The organism is Agrobacterium radiobacter (assembly GCF_040801995.1).
GTDB classification, from domain to species: Bacteria; Pseudomonadota; Alphaproteobacteria; order Rhizobiales; family Rhizobiaceae; genus Agrobacterium; species Agrobacterium radiobacter.
The window spans coordinates 1,047,141-1,068,708 of the sequence record NZ_JBEGHX010000002.1 but is presented as its reverse complement, the minus strand read 5'-3'; the positions used below and the strand labels follow the sequence as shown (position 1 = coordinate 1,068,708).

Sequence of the window (21,568 nt, the reverse complement as noted above, 5' to 3'; positions counted from 1 at the left end):
CTGCTAGTCACGCATTGGTCAGATTACGCGCCCTGTCGTTCCAGAGCCGAAGGCTACGTGCATAAGCTTCCTCAAAGGGCAGAGTCATATCATTGACCAGCATCAGCGCGATGGCGGCGGTGGAAATGATGATGGTTTCGGCTCTTTTGTCCCTCGCCGCCCCCGTCCAGACCGCCCGCCAATATTCGAAGGTGGTGAACATGGTCGGCATTTCGGCGGGCGGCGCCTCGCGGGCGGGAATGAGGAATTCGACATCCCTGCCCTTTGAAAGGCCAAAAATCCGGGTGGTGCGGAAAGGGGTGAATTGCGCAAAATCCCGCGTATTGCCGAGAATGGCGAGGTTTTCCACCGAAAGCAGCCGAGCCGTGTCCCGGTGAAGTTCCTGATAGGATGGCCGGGCCACGCCGATGATAGTGCTTCGGGCGCGAAGCGGGTTGAGAAGATGGACGACCGTGTTGAGCGGCAGGCGCATCTCCAGAATGCCATGCAGGCCGAGCAGGCTCTGAAATTGCAGGGACAGGCCACCGATCGGCAGATAGGCGATGCGCTCTGAGGATGTGGCTTCGGCCGCCTGTGAAAGCGAATGGCAAAGGGGAATGCCGCAGGCCTGTGCGGCAAGTTCAAGCTTGCCGCCATTTTCGCCCTGACCCACATGGCCGTGCAACAGAACGCTGTATCCCGCCATGGAAACCAGGCGGGCTGAATGCAGGAACCACGGTGCATCGCGATGTTTCGGCGACATGTAGGCCGGCCAGTCAAGATCCGCCGCCGCCGGCTGCTGCCGATCTCTTTCGATATGTTGCCACATGGCCTCGATGAAGCCGGCAAGTTCGGCCGCGGTCACGCCGCGATAATGCATGGTGGCGAGCAGTGCGCCGATCTGTATGGGATCGGCATCGCCCTCGAGAATGATCGACAGCGCATCCATTGCCTCGTCTTGGGCGAGCGGACGGCTGTTGCCGATGCCCATTGCCGAGGTCGCGATATATTTGGCAAGCCGGTGCTGCGGATCGGCATTGTGCCCGATGCGGGCGAGACGGTCGGCAATATTTTCCGGTGTCGGCTGGCCTTCCAGAAGAACGCTGGGGCGAAGGGAAAGCGGCGGCGCCTTCATCAATACCGGCTGTTCCCAACCGCTTTTATCGAGGGCGGCCGGCGCCTCCGGTCTGCCCTGCGAATAGTCGATCAGGTTCTCGGCCTCCGCCGCCAGCGATCGAATGCGCAGCCGCATATTCTCCGCAAAGGGGGTAGGGCGCAGGCCCTGGCCAGTACGCAAAAAAAGCTGGTCTCCGTATCTTTCCCGGAGCTGTTGCAGAATGCGGCTCATCGAAGATGTCGGCAGTCCCATGCCCGCCGCAGCCCGGCTTACACTGCCTTCCCGCAACAACGCATCAAAAGCGACAAGTAATTTCAGCTGTCCGAGCCTGTCGGGTTTTGTCGTGGAGGCTGGTTCTTCTTTTCTCTTGCCGGTTGTCATCTTGCGATTTTTTTACTCCGCCGCTCATTCGGGGAGCCCTTTTTGCAATTTCTGGAATTTAGAACTGTTCGAAAACAAACGCGTTGCGCCCGCACCCCCTCCTAAATAAGTGGGGTTAAATTCTCAAGTTAAATGCGGGGGCGTAACATGGAATTGAAGTACCGCGGTCAGAACAGGGCTGCGACAACAATAAAGACCGGTGTTTCTGCAGCAATGGCGGGCACGGCTTTGGGCCTTGCTATGCCGGCTTTCGCGCAGCAGGCCCCCGAGGGAACTACGGTTCTCCAGCAGATTGTGGTCACCGCATCCGGCTTCGAGCAGAATGTGAAGGATGCTCCGGCCAGCATCACGGTTGTCACGCGGGAAGATCTGGAAAAAGGGTCCTATCGCGATCTGACCGATGCATTGCGCGAAGTTCAGGGCGTGTCCGTCACCGGCATTGCCAATGAAAAGGATATTTTCATTCGCGGATTGCCCGGCGCTTACACGCTGGTTCTGGTTGACGGCAAGCGACAGAGCACACGCGATGCCCGCACAAACGGCAATTCCGGCTTCGAACAGAGTTTCGTGCCGCCGGTTTCGGCGATCGAACGCATCGAGGTAGTGCGTGGGCCGATGTCCTCGCTTTACGGTTCGGATGCCATGGGCGGCGTCATCAACATCATCACCCGCAAGGTCGGCGATGTCTGGTCCGGCTCGGTCACGACCGAAGGCACGGTTCAGCAACATTCCAAATTCGGCAATAGCGGTCAGGTCTCCTGGTATGCCAACGGACCGATCCTGAAGGACCAGCTCGGCCTGCAGGTCTGGGGCAGGGGCTTCACGCGCGGCGAAGACGGTATTCTGAACGGCACCACGGGCGCCAAGGAATATGATTTCAACGGCCGCCTGACATTCACGCCGAATGAAGATCATGACATCTATCTCGAAGGCGGCAAGACGCGGCTGCGTCGCGACGCCGAACCCGGCGAGACGCTGGCAGCGACGGATGCCAACGGCACCTACAACACCAATACGCGTGACCATTGGTCGCTGTCGCATACCGGCCGCTGGGGGCCGACCACATCCGAGTTCTCGTTCCAGCAGGAATGGGCGGAGCGCACCAACTTCACCAGAAATATCCGCACGGGCCGCGTGACCGAAAACCCGCGCTCGCCGGAAGTGCGCAATACCGTTCTCGACGGCAAGTTCACCACGCCCTTCGAATTGTTCGGCAACCACACGCTGGTCACAGGCGGACAATATTTCGAGGCGCGGCTGACGGACCAGAATCCGGGACGCCGCACCGGTCGCGATGAGACATTTTCGGCGACGCAATGGGCGCTCTTCCTCGAGGATGAATGGCGCATTGTCGATAATTTCGCGCTGACGGGCGGTCTTCGTCTCGATAATCACGAGAAGTATGGCAATCACTTCAGCCCGCGCCTTTATGGCGTCTGGAGTGCGACCGAAGAGCTGACCATCAAGGGCGGCATTTCCACCGGTTTCCGCGCCCCGGAAATCCGCCAGATCGCGCCGGGTTACGCCTATACGACGGGTGGCGGCGGCTGCAGCTATGGCCCAAGCGGCACCTGCGGCGTGATCATCGGTGATCCCAACCTCGAAGCGGAAAAGAGTACGAGCTACGAAGTCGCCGCCCTCTGGGACAATGGCGACGTCGCCCTCGGCGCTACCTATTTCTATACCGATTTCAAGGACAAGATCTCCAACGCGCTGGTGCTCAATCCGGATGGAACACCGGCCCGCTGGAGCGAAGACCGCAACTATCGTCTCTGGTATAACTACAACATCGACGATGCGGTCATTCAGGGTGTGGAACTGACGGCGACCTGGTATGCGACGCCGGAACTGACGCTGCGCGGCAACTATACCTATACGCATTCCGAACAGAAAACCGGTGACTATGAGGGTTTCCCCCTGGCGCGCACACCTGAGCATATGGCCAATCTGCGCGGCGACTGGGTGACCCCGATTGATGGTCTGGAAGCCTGGGCCTCGCTGAATTACCACGGATCGGAAATCAACACCGGCCCGCGCATCGGCACGAATGGCACGCCGGTGACGATCAATGGCAAGGCCGGTCGCAAATATGACGCCTACACCACGCTGGATATCGGGGCGAAATACGCGGTCGCCGAAAATGTCGACCTCAATGCCGCCATCTACAATGTCTTCGACAAGGATGTCGGCACCGACGATTTCAACACCGTCATGGAAGGCCGACGTTTCTGGATCAGCATGACAGCGAAGTTCTGATCTGGACACAGTCACGAAATTCAGAGGCGCCTTCGGGCGCCTCTTTTTTTGAACGTTCGTCTATTGACCTCAACTATGGTTGAGGAATTATACAGGCTGCTCTTCAGTGTGTTTCCGCGTTTTCCGAGCGGAAATCGTCCGGAAGCAGGAGCCAGAATGGAAAATACCATATTTAAACACAGCCTGACGGTCGGGGAGGTTGCCCGTCGCAGCGGTATTGCCGTCTCCACAATCCATTTTTACGAGGCGAAAGGATTGATCGAGGGCTGGCGCACCGCCGGTAATCAACGTCGTTATCATCGCGCCGTTCTGAGGCGCATCGCCATCATCCGCATCGCGCAGCGGGCCGGTATACAGCTCAGCATCATCAGGGATGCGATGGCCGATCTGCCGCAAGACAGGGTAGCGACGACGGCCGATTGGCGCAGGTTTTCCCAATCCTGGCGGGAAATGCTCCAGCTTCGCATCAACAACCTGATCATGCTGCGCGATCAGCTTACCGGCTGTATCGGTTGCGGGTGCCTTTCGCTGGATGATTGTCCGTTACGCAACCCGAATGATGTTCTGGCCGATGACGGCGCGGGTCCGCGCCGTCTCGTATCCGCAGAGTGAGCAGAATTTTCGGACCGGGACGGTTATTCCTCACTCGGATTCGGCTGGAACCCAAACGCTGACGCTGCCGCCATTGGTGGAAAAGACGCCCTTGCCGCTCTCATCAAGGGTAATCCGTTCTTCACGGTGCCCGAGAAAGTCGCGCCAGACCGCTCCGGCGTGATCGGGACCGAGATCGATCTGCTTTTCCGCCGGCTCGCCATTCGACATCACCACCACGCAGCCCGGCGCGTCGGCAGTGCCGTGGCGAATAAAGGCAATGCAGCTCGGGTCGTCGAAAATATCCGTCTGGGCTCCGTTGGCGAAAAGGCTGCGGGCCTCGATAAGCGCCGGCAGGCATTCGATGGCCGGAATGATGATCTCGTGTTCGTTGCCGTCATTTCCGGTGTCGGTATAACGGGTGCCGAACAGATCGGGATAAAAGACGCAGGGCACGCCATCTTCGCGCAGCAGAATGATAGCGTAGGCAAGAGGCTTGAACCAGGGTTCCACCGGCGCTTCCAGCGATTGCAGCGGCTGGGTGTCGTGATTATCGACCAGCGTGACGGCGTGGTCGGGAACGGCGGAGACAAGCGAGCCATCGAAGATGTTGCGCATGTCGAAATCACCACCCTGTTTCGAGGCGTCATGGAAGCTGTGGTGAAGGGCGACGTCAAAAAGCATGAGCTGCTTGTCGACCAGTTCGAGATAACTTTTCAGCGCCTCGAGATCGGGGTGCCAATATTCCGCCACGACGAAGAGATCCGGATCGACCGTTTCGCGCATATGGCCGACCCAGTCACGGAAGAACCAGGCCGGGATATGTTTTGCGGCGTCCAGGCGGAAGCCATCAACCTGCACCTGCTCGGAGAGCCAGCGGCCCCAATATTTGAGTTCCTCGTAAACCGCCCGGTTCCTGAACTCGACATCCGCACCCATCAGATAGTCGAAATTGCCGTTTTCCTGATCGACTTCCTCATTCCATTCCCCATCGCCATATTCGTTGACGAGGCGGAAAATGCCGTCTTCGGTCGGCTCCTCGATATGGTCGACACCGCTGAAGCACTTCAGGTCCCATATGAATTTGGAATGTTTGCCGTTGCGACCGGGAAAGGTGAAGCGTGTATAGGCAAGCGCCGGAAAGTCTTCATCATCGATCTCGGTACGGTCCTCAGGATTGACGCGGCGAACCCGCACCTTTTCCTTCTCGTCGGCACCCATCTTGTGATTGAGAACAACATCGTGAATGACACGGATGCCGTTTTCCTTCAGCGTTCGTCCGGCATGTTCGAGGGCGGCGCGATCACCATATTTGGTGGCGACGGTGCCCTTCTGGTCAAATTCGCCGAGGTCGAAGAGATCGTAGGTATCATAACCTACAGAATAACCGCCGGCGGCGCCCTTGTAGGCGGGCGGCAGCCAAACGTCGGTGATACCCATTTTCGCAAGGCTTTCGGCCTTTTCGGCCACCTCGCTCCATAATTTCCCTCCGTCCGGATAATACCAATGGAAGAACTGAAGCAAGGTGCGTCCGGCCATATTTCCCTCACAGTAGTTAGCAGGTCGCGCCATAAACGGCCCGGCGGCGAAAGGGTTCCGCCGCCGGGGATGCGCGATCTGCAATTGTGAGGCCCGATGGCCCGTCCGTATATTAGCCGGCTATGTCGAGAAGAGCAGCGCCCGCCTGCAGATAGTCGCCTTCCTTGACGATCAGACGGACTTTGCCGGCCTTGGGGGCGACAATCTGCGTCTCCATCTTCATGGCTTCCATCACGGCCAGAAGATCGCCTTGCGAAACCGTGTCGCCGTCTTCCACCTTGAAGGACTGCAAGGTGCCGGAAACCGGGGCGAGGATTTCACCTTCCTTTTCCTTGGTGGCGGCGGCGCCCGGAACAGCCGCGCTGCTGCCGCTAACCGCACCGAGACTGGAGAGCAGCAGGCTGGGCAGGCCAACCGATACGCGCTTGCCGTCGATTTCCAGAAAAGTGCGAGTAACGGAAGGGTCGTCGGCCGGTGCCGGTCGTTCCATCGCATCCGGCATGGCGGCAAAATCGGTCTCGATCCAGCGGGTATGAACCTTGAACCCATCCGTGCCGATGAAGTCTTCGGTTTCGATCGCTGCGCGATGAAATGGCAGCGCCGTGGCGATGCCTTCGATGCGGAACTCCTTCAGCGCGCGGCGGGCGCGACGCAGGACCTGATCGCGGTCGGCACCGGTGACGATCAGCTTCGCCATCAGCGAGTCGAATACGCCAGGCACGCTGGAGCCGCTGACGACACCGCTATCCACGCGAATCCCGGGACCTGAAGGTGCGTCGAAAACCGAGATCGAGCCGGGTGTGGGCAGGAAACCCCGGCCGGGATCTTCGGCATTGATGCGGAACTCCATGGAGTGGCCACGCGGCTCCGGCGTTTCAAGCACCCGTAGCTTGTGGCCTTCGGCAATGCGGAACTGTTCGATGACGAGATCGATGCCTGTGGTTTCCTCGGTAACCGGATGTTCCACCTGCAGGCGCGTATTGACCTCGAGGAAAGAAATCGTGCCGTCGACGCCGAGAAGGAATTCGACGGTGCCGGCGCCGGAATAACCAGCGGCAGCGCAGATCGCCTTGGCGGCCGCATGGATTTTCTGACGCTGTTCGGCGGACAGGAAGGGGGCAGGGGCTTCTTCGATCAGTTTCTGGTTCCGGCGCTGCAGCGAGCAGTCGCGGGTGCCGAGTACCAGCACATTGCCGTGCTTGTCGGCGAGAACCTGCGCCTCGATATGGCGCGGCCGGTCAAGGAAACGTTCGAGGAAGCACTCGCCGCGGCCGAAGGCGGCCGTCGCCTCGCGCACGGCGGATTCGTAGAGATCGGCGATCTCTTCCATCTTCCAAGCAACTTTCAGGCCGCGACCACCGCCGCCATGCGCTGCCTTGATGGCGACGGGCAGGCCGTGTTCTTCGGCAAAGGCTGTGACTTCGGCGGCGGAAGAGACCGGGCCGTCGCTGCCGGCGACCAGCGGTGCGCCGACGCCGGTGGCGATGCGCCGCGCCTCGACCTTGTCGCCCAATGCTTCGATAACCTGCGGGTCCGGGCCGATCCAGATCAAGCCGGCATCAAGCACGGCCTGCGCGAATTCAGCACGCTCGGACAGGAAGCCGTAGCCGGGATGCACGGCATCCGCGCCGGCACGTTTGGCAATCGCGATCAGCTTGGTGATATCGAGATAGGTCTCGGCCGGGCGCACGCCTTCCAGCGCATAGGCTTCATCCGCCAGCCGGACGAAAAGCGCATCCTGATCGGGATCGGCATAAACGGCGACCGATTGCAGGCCATAATCGCGACATGCGCGGATGATGCGCACCGCGATCTCGCCGCGATTGGCAATCAGCACTTTTTTCATCGCTCTTCTCCTCGGAATTCTATGTTCTTGGCCGCGATTTCGGCGAATAGGCCGATCGGGCGGAATTTGATTTTGGCGTTGACGGGGATCTGCCCGGCAAGATCGAGATGATATTCCGCCACCGCGCCGATGACGGGATAACCGCCGGTCAGCGGGTGATCGGCAAGGAAGAGAACCGGCTGGCCGCTATGCGGTATCTGGATCGCCCCTGTCGCCGTGCCTTCACTCGGCAGTTCGGCGCTGTCCTTGCGTTCCACCGGCACGTCGCCGGCAAGGCGGATGCCGACGCGGTTCGATTGCGGCGTGACCTGCCAGAACTGGCCGGTCAGCGTCTCGATACCCTTCTGCGTGAACCAGTCGGTGCGGGGGCCGAGAACGACGTCCAGTGTCACGACCTCACCGGTTGCCGGAGGTTCGAAGGCCGGAACTTCGTTGATCGATACGCTGGAGAGGCCGGACTTCTCACCCTTGAGCGAAAGGACGGCGCCAGCGCCCACCGGTTCGGGACCGACAACAGCGAGCGTATCGGTTGCGAAACTGCCGAGTACCGGCTCAACATCAAAGCCGCCGCGTACCGCAAGATAACAGCGCATGCCCTTCGGCGGCTGGCCGAAAGTCACGACATCGCCGGGTTCGAGGGATACCGGGCCATCGGTCTTTGCCGCGAAGCTGCCATCCGCCGTGGTAATGGTGACGGGGCAGGGCGCACCGGCAATGCCGATGACAGTGCGGCTTGTGCTCCTGAAGGAAAAACCGCCGAGCGTCAGTTCAAGGCACGGCGTATTAACCGGATTGCCGACGATGCGGTTTGCGGCGTTGAACGCACCGCGATCCAAGGCGCCGGAAGCCGATACACCCTGCCCTGTCTGGCCGAAGCGGCCGAGATCCTGAAAGATGGCGGGCATGGGTGCGGTGAGCACCTCGAAATGTGGGCCGTCCTTTGTCGGTTCTTTTTGCGAACTACGCGGTGCCGAGACGGGAATATCGACCGTCTTGCCGGCCTTGTTCATGTCGAAGAAACGCACCCGGTAACCCGGCTGGAAAAGTGCGCCGGGATCGCGGTCAATATCCCACATTTTCACCGGCGTCGTGCCGATGATCTGCCAGCCGCCGGGGCTGTTTTGCGGATAGACGCCGCTGAAGGCACCAGCCAATGCCACTGAGCCGGCGGGAATGCGGGTGCGCGGGCTTTGCCGGCGCGGCACATGCAGGCCCGGATCGCCGCCGACCAGATAACCGAAACCGGGAGCGAAACCGCAAAAGGCCACGGTGAATTCGCTTTCGGTGTGGCGACGGATGACCTCTTCTATGCTCATGCCGGTCAGTTCGGCAACATCGGCGAGGTCCTCGCCATTATAATGGACTGGGATTTCGACGAGATTGTCCGAAGGTGCAATTTTCGCCGAAAGATCACGGCTTGCGAGCTGCGCGGCCAGCGTCTCCGCACCGATCTTTTCGGGGCGGAAACGGATCATCAACGTGCGGGCCGCCGGCACCGTCTCTTCGATGCCCTCGACCGGATCACTCTGAAGCGAGGCGAAAAGCGCCAGCGTTTCATCGAGATCGGCAAGTTCGACAAGAATGGTGGTGAGGCTGACGGGGAGAAAACGCATCATATCCTCACGCGTGATAGGCGGAATCGGGAATATCGGTGATGAACATGTGGCCCGGCGCATGGGTGATCGCAAAAGGCACGCCGGATGCCATGACCGCGGCCTGAGGGGTCACACCGCAGGCCCAGAAGACCGGAACCTCACCCGGCTCGATCCGCACCGCATCACCGAAGTCGGGTTTGGCAAGATCGATGATGCCGATTTCTTCCGGCGCGCCGACATGCACGGGCGCGCCATGCACCGCCGGAAAACGTCCCGAAATGGTTGCCGCATCGGCAACACGCGACGCCGGGATCGGCCGCATGGAAACGACCATATTGCCCTTCAGCCGACCCGCCGGACGGCAGGGCCGGTTGGTGAGATACATTGGCACATTGCTCTTGTCGGTCATGTGGCGGATTTCGATGCCCGCTTCCACCATCGGCGTTTCGAAGGTGAAGCTGCAGCCGATCAGGAAAGCGACGAGATCGTCACGCTCAGCCCACGCAGCGGTGGCATCAGCCGTTTCCTCGGCAAGCTTGCCGTCCCGCCAGATGCGGTAGAGCGGTAGATCAGTTCTGAGATCGGCACCGGGCGCGAGAAGCGTGGTGGGCGAGCCGGGATCGGAGACATCAAGCACCGGGCAGGGTTTGGGATTGCGCTGCGCATAAAGCAGGAAATCGAAAGCCCAGTCGCGCGGCAGCACGATCATGTTCGCCTGCGTGAAGCCGGGTGCGATGCCAGAGGTTGGGGCGACGAGGCCGTCGCGATAGATGGCGCGGGCCTTTCGCGCGGCGTCCGCGTCCGTGTGGTTGAGATAGGATGTCGGTATCGTCATCGGCTACCCTTTCAGCGATTGGATGCGAAGGAGCGGATGTCGATGCCATCAGCCTCGAAACGGCGGCGGATTTCCTGGGCGATGGCAACCGCGCCGGGGCTGTCGCCATGCACGCAGATGGATTGCGCCTCGATTTTTATGATGCTGCCATCGATTGCCTCCAGCGTGCCTTCGCGGGCGAGCTGCACCATGCGGTCGGCGATCTTTGCCGCATCATGCAGGACGGCACCGGCTTCCCGGCGGGAAACGAGCTGGCCCTGAGGCGTATAGGCACGATCCGCAAAGGCTTCGGCAACGACGGCAAGACCGGACTTGCGGGCGAGATCGAGGATGGGGGCATTGGCAAGGCCCATCAATACCAGCGACGAGTCTATCGCCTTGATGCCGTCGATAACGGCCTGCCCCTGTTTCGCGTCATTGGCGATGCGGTTGTAGAGCGCGCCATGCGGTTTGACGTAACGCACCGTGGTGCCGGCAGCGGCGGCGACGCCTTTCAGCGCGCCGATCTGATAGATGACATCGGCAATCAGCTCTTCCGAGGTCGCGTCCAGATCACGGCGGCCGAAGCCGACGCGGTCCGGATAGGAGACATGGGCGCCGACAACCACGCCTTTTTCGGCAGCGGCCTTGACGGTGCGGTAGATGCCGGCCGGATCACCTGCGTGAAATCCGCAGGCGATGTTGGCGCTGGAGACGATGGCGAGCATCGCCTCGTCGTCACCCATGCGCCACGCGCCGTAACTTTCGCCAAGATCGCTGTTGAGATCGATAGCGGCCATGTTTGCCTCCCTTGAATTTATCAGTAGCCGAGCAGGGCGAAGATCGCGCCCGCCGACTTATAGGCCATATACCAGGTGAGTGCGCAGGTCAGCACGCCAAGCACCAGCAACCAGCGCGGGTAGTGATAACCGTGCATCAGATCGGCGCGTTTCCAGGCTGCATACATGAAGATCGAAAGGCCGATCGGCAGAACGAGACCGTTGAGGCCACCGACGAAGACGAGCATGGCTGCTGGCGGTGTGGTGATGATGACATAGGCAATCAGCGAAATGGCGATGAAGCCGACGGTTGCCAGGTTTCGCTGGCGCTCCGTTATGTCAGGCTTGAAAGCCGTCAGGAACGACACGGAGGTATAGGCCGCACCAATGATGCTGGTCATGGCGGAGGCGAGGAAGACCGCGCCGAACAGGCGGAAGCCGATATCGCCGGCGGCGGCATGGAAAGCCTGGCCGGCGGGGTTTGCCGCCTTGCCGGAGAGATCGATGACCACGCCGCTGGCGACGACACCGAGGATGGCAAGGAACAGGATGTAGCGCAGCACGCCGGTAATCGCGATGCCGCTCAGGGCCGCACGATTGACCGCGTTGATATTTTCAACGCCCACCATGCCCTTGTCCAGCAGGCGATGCGCGCCGGCATAGGTGATATAACCACCGACCGTGCCGCCGACGATGGTGGTGATGGTGACGAAATCGATGGTATCGGGCAGGAAGGTCTGGCGGAAGGCTTCCGCCACGGGCGGGCCGGAGACGTAAGCCGCATAAACGATCAGCGCGAGTTTGACGAAGGCGGCCACGAAAACCACGCGGTCCATGGCGATGCCCGCCCGGCGCGACAGGAAGATGCCGATGGCCGCCAGCGCGCCGATCGCGCCGCCGATCTTCGGGTCGAGATCGATCATGGCGTTGAAGCCGAGGCCAGCGCCGCCGATATTACCGATATTGAAGAACAGGCCGCCGATGATGACGAGAATGGCGAGCAGATAACCCGAGCCCGGAATGGCGGCATTGGCAATCGCCGGCGCGCGCATGCGGGTGATGGTGACGATGCGCCAGATATTGGCCTGCACGACGAAGTCGATCAGTATGGAAATAATGATGGCGAATGCGAATGCGGCGCCCAGTTTCACCGTGAAATTCGCCGTCTGCGTGATGAAGCCCGGTCCGACGGCCGACATCGACATCAGGAACATTGCCGAAAGCAAGGCATAACGCTGATTCTTCGCCTTGCGCGCAACCTCGTTAGGGTCGGCGGGCGAGAGCTTGTTCTGCTCCATGGATTTTCTCCGCTCCAATCGCAATCCGCCCCTCGCGGATGCTTTATGCGGCCGATCTTGTCGTGTTCCGCGAAATTGTCAATATTGTTCAACAATAAATAATAATCGTTCTCTTATTCTGTTCATTTGTTGGACGTTATGCGCAGGAATTCATCACGTTTTTTTCGTGCTTTGCTAATGCTTTGTGCTATGGGCAATCATGCCGTGTCCGAACATGCCTGTCACGGAATTCCCGATGCTGCATTGCTCTTACGGAAAGGAGCGTCATGACGGAAACGATAGAGGGTCTGCCGCTTGCGGATCGATTGGCCAAGGGTATCCGCACCCTGCTGATATCAGGCGAGCTGATGCCGGGGCAGCGCCTTTCAGAGGCAGCCTTCAGTGAACGTTTCGACGTCTCCCGCAATTCGCTGCGCGAAGCTTTCCGGCTGCTGACCAAGGACGGCCTGTTGCGCCACGAGGCCAATCGCGGCGTGTTTGTCGCCGTTCCCACCATGTCTTCGGTCATCGATATCTATCGGGTGCGGCGCATGGTGGAATGTGGCGCGCTGCGCCAGGCCTGGCACAAGCACCCCGCGATCAAGGCGATGCGGGCAGCCGTCGAAGATGCCAAGGTCAAGCGTGACGAGGCCGACTGGCTGGGCGTGGGCAGCGCCAACATGAAGTTTCATGCCGCCGCCGTCGATCTTCTAGACAGCGCCCGTCTCAGCGACTTTTACGAGCGTATCGCTGCTGAGCTCAGGCTTTGTTTCGGTTTGCTGAAGGATCCCGAACAGCTTCATTCCCCCTTTGTGGACATGAACAGCAAGATTTTATCGCTGATGGAAGAAGGAAAGGCGCAAGAGGCTGGCGACGAGATGGAAATCTATCTCAATCTTTCCGAGCGGACGGTTTTGAAGGCGCTCGAACGCGCCGTCGAACACCCATCCTGATATGATGGGCGGCAGGGGAGAAAACGGCCCTTGTCGCTTCATCCATTTTTTGCATCCGCAGCCGATTGCCAAGTTTGCTGCGCTGCGTCATCAATGCTGACATGACGCTTCGCGACCTGACCATTCTCGTTTTAGACGAAAACGCGATCCGCGCCTCCATCATTGAAGAGGGGCTGCGCGAAGCCGGTTATAGTCGCGTCACTGTTATCCATGAGGTGAACGGGGTCGCGCGTACCATCGAGACGCTGCAGCCCGATGTCATCTTCATCGATCTCGAAAATCCCAATCGTGACATGATGGAGCATCTGTTCCAGCTCACCCGCACGGTCGGCCGGCCTATTGCCATGTTCGTCGATCGCTCCGATACGGCCTCCATCGAGGCTGCCGTCGAGGCGGGCGTTTCCGCCTATGTGGTGGACGGGCTGAAGAAGGAGCGGGTCAAGCCCATTCTCGATATGGCGGTCAGCCGCTTCAATGCTTTCAGCCGATTGCAGCGGGAACTCGCCGATGCCAAATCGGCGCTGGAGGAGCGCAAGGTCATCGAGCGCGCCAAGGGCATCCTGATGAAGATGCGCGGCCTTTCCGAAGAGGAGGCCTTCGCGCTTCTGCGCCAGACGGCGATGAATGAGAAAAAGAAGATTTCCGAGATCGCGCAAAGCGTGGTCACCGCGGCCGGTTTGTTGATGTGACGAACCGCCGGTCGGACAGTCAAGGAGTGCATGATATGGCGGCACCGGAAAAAACGGCCGGATCAGACGGCGGAGTAACGAAAGCCCCGGGCGCGCCGGCAATCGTCGGCGGCGACCGGCAGAAAATCCTGCGTGCCGGCTTTATCCCGCTTGTCGATGCATCCGTCCTGATCGCCGCTGCCGAATTCGGTTTTGCCGAACGCGAAGGCCTTTCGCTCGATCTCGTCAAAGATGTCTCCTGGGCGAATGTGCGCGACCGGCTGGCGTTCCGGCAATTCGATATCGCCCATATGCTGTCGCCGATGCCCGTCGCCTCCATGCTCGGGCTCGGTTCCAACCCGTCGCCGACGATCACGCCTTTTTCGCTCGGACGCGGCGGCAATGCGATCACGCTTTCGACCCGCCTGTTTGCCCGGATGAAGGCTTTGACAGGGCTTTCCGAAACGGCGGGCGCACTCGAAAATGCCCAGGCGTTGAAGCGGGTGCTCGATGATATGCGGGCGCGCGGCGAACCGCCGCCGACACTCGGCATGACCTATCCGTTTTCATCGCATAATTACGAATTTCGCTATTGGCTCGCCGCCGGCGGCATTCACCCCGATCACGACGTCAAGCTTGTGGTGGTGCCGCCGCCATTGACGTCGGACGCGTTGGCCGCAGGGGCTATCGATGGTTTCTGCGTCGGAGCGCCTTGGAACATCGTCGCCGCCGAGCGCGGTGTTGGGCGGATCGTTGCCGCCAAGCAGGACCTGTGGCCTTCTGCGCCGGAGAAGGTTATCGGCATGCGACCGGAATGGGCGGAAAACCAGCAGGAAACGGTCGGGCGGCTGCTGACGGCGCTCGATGCGGCCGCGCGCTGGTGTGACCTTGCCGAAAATCACGACCAACTGAGCCGTGCACTCGCCGATCCCCGTTATATCGGCGCGCCTGAGGGTATCATCCGCCGTGTGCTTGCCGGTGAATTCAGCATCGACAGCAAGGGCAACCGCCGGGTGATCGACGATTATTTCATCTTCCACGGCGGTCACGCCAATTATCCGCGCCAGAGCCAGGCATTGTGGATTTACAGCCAGATGATCCGCTGGGGGCAGGCCGAATTTTCGCGAGGGGGCGTGGAAGCCGCCTTGTCTGCCTACCGTCCGGATATCTACCGGGCGGCGCTGGGCGACGCCAATGCACCCGATGATGCCGATATCCGCATCGAAGGGCAGGAAGAGCAGGACCGTTTCGTGGACGGCCTCGTGTTCGATCCCGCCGACATCGAGGGCTATGTGAACGGCTTTTCCGTGCGCACATCAGCGCCTTTTTCTTCGGCTTCAGGAGAGGCATAAGCGGCGTCATGCTTGGCAGGCTGCGCAAATTTCAAGCGCGGAATTCCTCTATTTGCACAAATTGAAGACAAAAAACGCGCTGATTAAAATTTAATCAGCAAATTGGTCTCCCAAAATACCCCTTTATTTTCAGTGTTATGACCCAGTTTCGATAAACTGGCACGCCTCTTGCTTCTCATCTTGTGCACCGGTCAACGGCGATCGGGGCAAGCAGGGCGCGGCATAGGCGCTTTCAAAGACACAGACGTCGCAAGGTTTTGCTGCCCGGAACACCTCCCGTTCCGCCGGTGCAAACACCGAGCGGCGTTTTTTATTTTCAGGTTTTTTCGCAAGCGAAAACGTCACCCGCAGAGGTGGCCCAATAAGGGGAACATGCGAATGAAAAAGATATTCTCCGGCGCTGTCAGCCGCCGCACGATATTGAAGACAACAGCCGCCGCCGCCCTTGTCAGCGCCGTGCGCGTGGCCTTTCCATCGGGTGCTTTCGCAGCCACCGCCGAGCCGGAAGTAAAAGGTGCGAAAATCGGCTTTATCGCGCTGACCGATGCCGCCCCGCTCATCATCGCGGCGGAAAAGGGGCTGTTCGCCAAGCATGGCATGCCTGATGTCGAGGTTCTGAAGCAGGCCTCCTGGGGCGCGACGCGCGACAATCTCGTGCTTGGTGGCGCATCCAACGGCATTGATGGCGCGCATATTCTGACGCCGATGCCCTATCTCATGCACACCGGCAAGGTGACCCAGAATAATGTGCCGGTGCCGATGACCATCCTCGCCCGCCTCAACCTCGACAGCCAGGGCATTTCCGTCGCCAAGGAATATGCCGAAACCGGCGTTCAGCTCGATGCTTCCAAATTGAAGGCTGCTTTCGAGAAGAAGAAGGCCGAAGGCAAGGAAATCAAGGCCGCGATGACCTTCCCCGGTGGCACCCATGATCTCTGGATCCGCTACTGGCTCGCCGCCGGCGGCATCGATCCGGACAAGGACGTCTCCACCATCGTCGTTCCGCCGCCGCAGATGGTTGCCAACATGAAGGTCGGCAATATGGACGTCTTCTGTGTGGGCGAGCCGTGGAATGAACAGCTCGTCAATCAGGGCATCGGCTTTACTGCCTGTACCACCGGAGAGCTCTGGAAGGGCCATCCGGAAAAGGCGCTCGGCATGCGCGCCGACTGGGTGGAAAAGAACCCCAACGCCACCAAGGCGCTGCTGATGGCCGTAATGGAGGCGCAGCAATGGTGCGATGAGATGGCGAACAAGGAGGAAATGTCCACCATCCTCGGCAAGCGCCAATGGTTCAACGTGCCGCCGAAGGACGTTCTTGGACGCCTCAAGGGCAATATCAATTACGGCAACGGCCGCGTGCTCGAAAATACCGGTCTGCAGATGAAGTTCTGGCAGGACCATGCGTCCTATCCCTTCCGCAGCCATGACAGCTGGTTCATCGCGGAAAACATCCGCTGGGGCAAATTCGCGCCCGATACGGACGTGAAAGCGCTGGTGGAGAAGGTAAACCGCGAGGATATCTGGCGCGCGGCGGCCAAGGATCTCGGCGTTGCGGATCTTCCCGCTTCCACCTCGCGCGGTAAGGAAACCTTCTTCGATGGCAAGGTGTTCGATCCTGAAAATCCATCCGCCTATCTCGAAAGTCTGTCCATCAAGGCGGCCTCCTGAGGAGGAGACCCGGGCGTCGCTCCTCATCCGCCAGCAGCTCTGCCCAACCGGCGCTGCTGAAGACCGGATGAGGGGCGAGCCCAGACCGCAACCGAAATCAAGAGGAAATGCCCATGTCCGCATTGGCCCGAAAATTCAACGAAGAGCCGCAGCAGCCGGTGGCGCAGAAGGCAAACGTCGTGGCGCTTGCACCGAAACAGTCGCCGCGGATCGATCTGCGCAAATGGGGTGCTGCGGCGGCTCGTAACATCATACCGCCGCTTGTCGTTCTCGCCATGCTGCTCGGCGTCTGGCAGCTGCTCTGTTCCGCGCCCGGCTCCTCGCTGCCGCCGCCGAGCCAGGTCTTCGAGGAAAGCTACGATCTCATCGTATCGCCGTTTTTCCAGAATGGTTCGCAGGATATCGGCCTTGGGCTGCGCGTTCTGGTCTCGCTTGAGCGTGTGGCCTATGGTTTCGGCCTCGCCGCCGTTGCCGGCATCATCCTTGGCGCGGTGATCGGCCAGTCGGTCTGGGCCATGCGCGGCCTTGATCCGATCTTTCAGGTGCTACGCACCGTGCCGCCGCTCGCCTGGCTGCCGCTTTCGCTGGCTGCCTTTCAGGACAGCAATCCATCGGCCATTTTCGTGATTTTCATCACCTCCATCTGGCCGGTCATCATCAATACGGCGGTTGGCGTACGCAATATTCCGCAGGATTACCGCAATGTCGCGCAGGTGCTGCGGCTCAATCAACTCGAATTTTTCTTCAAAATCATGCTGCCATCAGCCGCTCCTTACATCTTCACCGGCCTGCGCATCGGCATCGGTCTTTCATGGCTCGCCATTGTTGCGGCTGAAATGCTGACCGGTGGCGTCGGCATCGGCTTCTTCATCTGGGATGCGTGGAATTCCTCGCGCCTGCCCGACATTATCGTGGCGCTCGCCTACATCGGCGTTGTCGGCTTCATGCTCGACAAGCTCGTGGCGGCGCTCGGCAAGGTCATCACCCGCGGCGCTGCGGCGAATTGAGAGGGCCAATATTATGAACGCTTATCTGAAGCTCGATCACATCGACAAATATTTCGACAAGGGCGGCTCGCGCGCCGAGGTGCTGAAAGGCATCAATCTCACCATCGAAAAAGGCGAATTCGTCTCCGTCATCGGCCATTCCGGCTGCGGCAAATCCACCATGCTGAACCTCATCGCCGGGCTGACGAAGGTTTCCGCCGGTGCGGTGCTTCTCGAAAACCGGGAGGTCAACGAACCCGGCCCGGAACGCGCCGTCGTGTTCCAGAACCACAGCCTGCTGCCCTGGCTTTCGGTCTATGAAAACGTCAATCTTGCCGTCGAAAAGGTGTTCCGCAACACCAAGACCCGGGCCGAGCGGCATGACTGGGTCATGCGCAATCTCGATCTCGTGCAGATGGCCCATGCCAAGGACAAGAAACCTTCGGAAATTTCCGGCGGCATGAAACAGCGCGTCGGCATTGCCCGCGCGCTCGCCATGGAGCCGAAAATCCTGCTGCTGGATGAGCCCTTCGGCGCGCTGGACGCGCTGACCCGCGCTCATCTTCAGGACGCGGTGATGGAAATTCACGCCCGTCTCGGCAATACCATGGTCATGATCACCCATGATGTGGACGAGGCGGTGCTGCTTTCCGACCGCATCGTGATGATGACCAACGGGCCCGCCGCCCATATCGGCGAGGTGCTTGACGTGCCGCTGGCACGCCCGCGCAACCGCATCGAGCTTGCCTCCGACAAGACCTACCTCAAATGCCGCGAAGCCGTGCTGAAGTTCCTTTACGAACGTCACCGCTTCGTCGAAGCCGCGGAGTAACGACTATGGCGCAAAAACTCGTCATCATCGGCAATGGCATGGCGCCGGGGCGCATGCTGGAGAACCTGTTCGAAACCGCCCCCGGCCTTTACGACGTCACGATTTTCAACGCCGAACCGCGCGTCAATTACGACCGCATCATGCTCTCGCCGGTACTCTCAGGCGAAAAGAGCTATGAGGACATCGTCATTCATAATGACGAATGGTATGCGGCTAATAATGTGACGCTGCACAAGGGCGCGAAAGTCACCGGCATCGACCGTGACAAGAAAACCGTGACCAGCGAAAACGGCATCACGGCCTCTTACGACAGGCTGGTGATCGCCACCGGTTCCCTGCCCTTCATCATTCCCGTTCCCGGTCATCAATTACCCGGCGTGCTCGCCTATCGCGATCTCGACGACGTGACGAAGATGCTGGAAATCGCTGAAGGCAAAGGCCGCGCCATCGTCATCGGTGCGGGTCTTCTCGGGCTGGAGGCGGCTTACGGGCTGAAGCGTCAGGGCATGGATGTCACCGTCATCCATCTGATGCCGACGATCATGGAGCGTCAGCTCGATCCGGCAGCGGCCTATCTCTTAGAAAAGGCGCTGAACGAGCGCGGCATCGACATCATCACCAAGGCCAACACCAAGTGCATTCTCGGTGAGGACAAGGTCGAGGGCATCGAGCTCGAGGACGGCCGGATCATCAAGGGCGATATGGTGGTGATGGCGGTCGGTATCCGCCCGGCCTCGGGTCTCGCCAAGGAAGCCGGCATCGCCGTCAATCGCGGCATCGTGGTGGATGACGGCATGATGACGTCGGACGCCTCGATCTACGCGCTCGGCGAATGCGCCGAGCATCGCGGCATGTGCTATGGCCTCGTTGCGCCGCTTTATGAATCGGCCCGCGTGCTGGCTGACCGGCTTTGCGGCGGTTCGGCCGAATATCACGGCTCTGTCACCAATACGAAGCTGAAGGTGACAGGCATCAACCTGTTTTCCGCCGGCGACTTCGCCGAAGGCGATGACCGCGAGGAAATCGTGCTGCGCGATGCCACCGCCGGCGTCTACAAGCGTCTCATTCTCAAGGAAAACCGCATCATTGGCGCGGTTCTTTATGGCGAGACGGCGGATGGGTCGTGGTTCTTCGACCTGATGAAGAAATCGACCGATATCTCGACCATGCGCGAAACCCTTATCTTCGGCCAGGCCTATCAGGGAGGGTCTCCGCTGGACCCTATGGCGGCCGTTGCAGCCTTGCCGGATGATGCGGAAATCTGCGGCTGCAACGGCGTCTGCAAGGGCAAGATCACTTCGGTTATAACTTCCAAAGGGCTGACCTCGCTGGACGATGTGCGCGCCCACACCAAGGCGTCCGCCTCCTGCGGTAATTGCACCGGTCTTGTCGAGCAGTTGATGACGATAACGCTGGGCGACAGCTACAATCCCGCCGCCGTGCAGCCCATGTGCAAATGCACCGATCTCGGCCATGACGATGTGCGCCGTCTCATCAAGGCCAAGGGCCTGAAGACCATTCCCGCCGTGATGCAGGAGCTGGAATGGAAAACCTCCTGCGGCTGCGCCAAGTGCCGGCCGGCGCTCAATTATTACCTCGTCTGCGACTTTCCGGATGAATATGCCGACGATTATCAGTCGCGTTATATCAATGAGCGCGTTCACGCCAATATCCAGAAGGACGGCACCTATTCCGTCGTCCCGCGCATGTGGGGCGGCGTCACCTCTTCCTCTGAGCTCCGGGCAATTGCGGATGTGGTCGACAAGTTCGAAATCCCGATGGTGAAGGTGACCGGCGGCCAGCGCATCGATCTTCTCGGTATCGAGAAGGAGGATTTGCCGGCGGTCTGGGCCGATCTCGGCAAGGCCGGTTTTATCTCCGGTCAGGCCTATGCCAAGGGGCTGCGTACCGTAAAGACCTGCGTGGGCCAGCAATGGTGCCGTTTCGGCACGCAGGATTCCACCGGTCTCGGCATCCGCATCGAAAAATTCATGTGGGGCTCGTGGACGCCGGCCAAGCTTAAGCTCGCCGTCTCGGGCTGTCCGCGCAACTGTGCGGAGGCCACCTGCAAGGATATCGGCGTCATCTGCGTCGATTCCGGTTTTGAAATCCATTTCGCCGGTGCCGCCGGTCTCGATATCAAGGGCACCGAAGTGCTCGGTCTCGTGAGGACCGAGGATGAGGCGCTGGAGCATATCGTGGCGCTGACCCAGATGTATCGCGAACAGGCGCGTTACCTCGAGCGTATTTACAAATGGGCCAAGCGTATCGGCTACGACGAAGTCCGTCGCCAGATCATGGACGATGCTGAAAAGCGTAAGGGCTATTTCGACCGCTTCGTCTTCAGCCAGAAATTCGCGCAGGTTGATCCATGGTCCGAACGTGTATCCGGACACGACAAGCATGAGTTCAGGCCCATGGCGGCAATCGGTTTCAGTGAAGCGGCGGAGTGAGAACGATGGACAGCAACTGGATTGATATTGGCGACATCTCCGACATCCCGCTGCGCGGCGCACGTTGCGTGAAAACGCCGATGGGCAAGATCGCCGTATTCCGCACGGCGGAAAATCAGGTCTTCGCCATCGAGGATCATTGCCCGCACAAGGGCGGGCCGCTGTCTCAGGGCATCGTGCACGGGGCTTCGGTGACGTGTCCGTTGCACAATTGGGTGATTTCGCTGGAAACCGGCAAGGCCTTGGGGGCGGATGAGGGTGAGGTGAAGACTATCCCCGTCCGCAATCTCGACGGCCGGCTTTCCATCGCGCTTGAAACTCTGATGATTGCGGCGGAGTGAATTGCGATGGCGGCGATTTTACCCCCCTCTGTCCTGCCGGACATCTCCCTCTCAAGGGGGGAGATCAATTGCGGCACGCGCTTCCGTTCCCAGCTGGCCGCGCCGCCCGTCGATATAGAGCGGGGAGCCTTACGCTTG

The 21,568-nt window shown here is 60.0% G+C and carries 17 protein-coding genes; 10 read left to right on the top strand and 7 right to left on the bottom strand.

Annotated features, from left to right (window positions below; all coding sequences use genetic code 11):
• Window positions 1-7 precede the first annotated feature (7 nt).
• Window positions 8-1,477 carry a glycosyl transferase family protein gene (locus tag MRBLRC7O_RS18780; protein WP_111820640.1) on the bottom strand — a complete coding sequence of 490 codons (1,470 nt, stop codon included), beginning with the start codon at window positions 1,475-1,477 and terminating at the stop codon, window positions 8-10.
• Between the two features lie 147 nt (window positions 1,478-1,624).
• On the opposite strand from MRBLRC7O_RS18780, the gene MRBLRC7O_RS18775 reads away from it, so the two are divergent.
• Window positions 1,625-3,733: a TonB-dependent receptor domain-containing protein gene (locus tag MRBLRC7O_RS18775; protein WP_111820639.1), complete on the top strand. Its 2,109-nt coding sequence runs from the start codon at window positions 1,625-1,627 to the stop codon at window positions 3,731-3,733.
• A 156-nt stretch (window positions 3,734-3,889) separates the two neighbouring features.
• Window positions 3,890-4,345 (top strand): redox-sensitive transcriptional activator SoxR, encoded by a 456-nt coding sequence (gene soxR, locus MRBLRC7O_RS18770; protein WP_003505833.1) that lies wholly within the window; start codon window positions 3,890-3,892, stop codon window positions 4,343-4,345.
• A gap of 30 nt (window positions 4,346-4,375) precedes the next feature.
• Here soxR and amyA read toward each other — a convergent pair whose 3' ends face one another.
• The 6 genes from amyA to MRBLRC7O_RS18740 all read right to left on the bottom strand — a co-directional run bounded on the left by amyA (window position 4,376) and on the right by MRBLRC7O_RS18740 (window position 12,195).
• Window positions 4,376-5,863: an alpha-amylase gene (gene amyA, locus MRBLRC7O_RS18765; RefSeq protein ID WP_111820638.1), complete on the bottom strand. Its 1,488-nt coding sequence runs from the start codon at window positions 5,861-5,863 to the stop codon at window positions 4,376-4,378.
• 112 nt (window positions 5,864-5,975) lie between these two features.
• The gene (locus tag MRBLRC7O_RS18760) at window positions 5,976-7,709 is read right to left on the bottom strand and encodes an acetyl/propionyl/methylcrotonyl-CoA carboxylase subunit alpha (protein WP_111820637.1); all 1,734 of its coding nucleotides are present in this window, start codon (window positions 7,707-7,709) and stop codon (window positions 5,976-5,978) included.
• On the bottom strand, window positions 7,706-9,322 hold the full coding sequence (locus MRBLRC7O_RS18755) for a 5-oxoprolinase subunit B/C family protein (RefSeq protein ID WP_111820650.1): 1,617 nt from the start codon (window positions 9,320-9,322) through the stop codon (window positions 7,706-7,708). The genes MRBLRC7O_RS18760 and MRBLRC7O_RS18755 overlap by 4 nt, the downstream gene beginning before the upstream one ends.
• 7 nt (window positions 9,323-9,329) lie before the next feature.
• Window positions 9,330-10,139 carry a putative hydro-lyase gene (locus tag MRBLRC7O_RS18750; RefSeq protein WP_003505842.1) on the bottom strand — a complete coding sequence of 270 codons (810 nt, stop codon included), beginning with the start codon at window positions 10,137-10,139 and terminating at the stop codon, window positions 9,330-9,332.
• Window positions 10,140-10,150: 11 nt separating this feature from the next.
• Complete coding sequence (locus MRBLRC7O_RS18745; RefSeq protein WP_003505845.1) at window positions 10,151-10,918, bottom strand: LamB/YcsF family protein; 768 nt, start codon at window positions 10,916-10,918, stop codon at window positions 10,151-10,153.
• A gap of 20 nt (window positions 10,919-10,938) precedes the next feature.
• Window positions 10,939-12,195, bottom strand: coding sequence for an NRAMP family divalent metal transporter (locus tag MRBLRC7O_RS18740; RefSeq protein ID WP_003505852.1), 1,257 nt, complete (start codon window positions 12,193-12,195; stop codon window positions 10,939-10,941).
• 266 nt (window positions 12,196-12,461) lie between these two features.
• On the opposite strand from MRBLRC7O_RS18740, the gene MRBLRC7O_RS18735 reads away from it, so the two are divergent.
• From MRBLRC7O_RS18735 to nirD, 8 genes are all read left to right on the top strand, one after another.
• The gene (locus MRBLRC7O_RS18735) at window positions 12,462-13,127 is read left to right on the top strand and encodes a GntR family transcriptional regulator (protein ID WP_111820636.1); all 666 of its coding nucleotides are present in this window, start codon (window positions 12,462-12,464) and stop codon (window positions 13,125-13,127) included.
• 101 nt (window positions 13,128-13,228) lie between these two features.
• Window positions 13,229-13,816, top strand: a complete 588-nt coding sequence (locus MRBLRC7O_RS18730; RefSeq protein WP_003505855.1) for an ANTAR domain-containing response regulator — start codon at window positions 13,229-13,231, stop codon at window positions 13,814-13,816.
• Between the two features lie 35 nt (window positions 13,817-13,851).
• Entirely contained in the window at window positions 13,852-15,147 is a 1,296-nt protein-coding gene (locus MRBLRC7O_RS18725; protein ID WP_111820635.1) for a CmpA/NrtA family ABC transporter substrate-binding protein, read from the top strand.
• A gap of 378 nt (window positions 15,148-15,525) precedes the next feature.
• Complete coding sequence (locus MRBLRC7O_RS18720; RefSeq protein ID WP_111820634.1) at window positions 15,526-16,818, top strand: CmpA/NrtA family ABC transporter substrate-binding protein; 1,293 nt, start codon at window positions 15,526-15,528, stop codon at window positions 16,816-16,818.
• Between the two features lie 113 nt (window positions 16,819-16,931).
• Window positions 16,932-17,825 carry a nitrate ABC transporter permease gene (ntrB, locus tag MRBLRC7O_RS18715; protein WP_111820633.1) on the top strand — a complete coding sequence of 298 codons (894 nt, stop codon included), beginning with the start codon at window positions 16,932-16,934 and terminating at the stop codon, window positions 17,823-17,825.
• A 13-nt stretch (window positions 17,826-17,838) separates the two neighbouring features.
• Complete coding sequence (locus MRBLRC7O_RS18710) at window positions 17,839-18,636, top strand: ABC transporter ATP-binding protein (protein WP_035225183.1); 798 nt, start codon at window positions 17,839-17,841, stop codon at window positions 18,634-18,636.
• 5 nt (window positions 18,637-18,641) lie between these two features.
• Window positions 18,642-21,089, top strand: a complete 2,448-nt coding sequence (gene nirB / locus MRBLRC7O_RS18705; protein ID WP_020812588.1) for a nitrite reductase large subunit NirB — start codon at window positions 18,642-18,644, stop codon at window positions 21,087-21,089.
• A gap of 5 nt (window positions 21,090-21,094) precedes the next feature.
• Window positions 21,095-21,430 carry a nitrite reductase small subunit NirD gene (gene nirD / locus MRBLRC7O_RS18700; protein ID WP_003505867.1) on the top strand — a complete coding sequence of 112 codons (336 nt, stop codon included), beginning with the start codon at window positions 21,095-21,097 and terminating at the stop codon, window positions 21,428-21,430.
• Window positions 21,431-21,568 lie beyond the last annotated feature (138 nt).